Below are 712 nucleotides of genomic sequence, written 5' to 3'. Positions count from 1 at the left end.
GCCCAGCCGTTATCAGAGACTTCATAACGTTCGACCATGACGGTTCTCCTATGCAGCTATCGCATAGGCAAATTTAGCAGATATGACTTTTCGTACAAAACCTAGCAGCGAGAGGTTGACCGCTTCGAGCAGAAACAAGCGGCGGATGTCCCGTCGCCGCGCACCCAGCGCCATGCGAATGCCAATCTCACGCTTACGCTCAGCCACGCTCATCAGCATCACATTCATCACCCCCACCCCGCCCACCAACAGCGAGATGCCGCCCAATCCTGCCAGCAGATAAGCGAAGGTATTGGCCTGCCGCTTCAAGCCATCAAGAAGCTGTCGGGGGACCTGCACACTCACTTCTCTCTGCCACAACCCCTGCATGTAGTCACGTATCGCCTGGGCTAGCTCAGTCAACTCGGTATCCCCACTGCGGACGATGATAGCGTTGATCTGAGGAGTAGGATGCAGTCGCCGCATCCCCTCCAGAGGCACCAATACAGCATCATCCGCGGAGATGGGAATCAGCGGGTTAGCAACCCAAGGCTCAGCGATACCGATCACTTCGAACAGATAATGCTCAATGCGGATATGGTCACCGATTTGCAGCGAGCGCCCAGGCGCTCCTAGGGTGCGTTAACAATTGCTGATGGAGATCGGGCTGATTTAGAATATCAGCATTTTTCGGTGATCTATGCCTCGGCTAATGCTACGTGATGACCAATGG

General features: G+C 54.8%; 1 protein-coding gene. It reads right to left on the bottom strand.

Annotated elements, in window-relative coordinates; genetic code table 11:
• Nucleotides 1-48: 48 nt before the first annotated feature.
• Entirely contained in the window at nt 49-549 is a 501-nt protein-coding gene (locus tag IE061_RS18265) for an ABC transporter permease (RefSeq protein ID WP_193462213.1), read from the bottom strand.
• Nucleotides 550-712: the final 163 nt, after the last annotated feature.

The sequence above is a fragment of the Vreelandella hamiltonii genome, from assembly GCF_014651795.1.
Taxonomy (GTDB): domain Bacteria; phylum Pseudomonadota; class Gammaproteobacteria; order Pseudomonadales; family Halomonadaceae; genus Vreelandella; species Vreelandella hamiltonii.
This window is presented reverse-complemented; position numbering and strand designations above follow the sequence as displayed.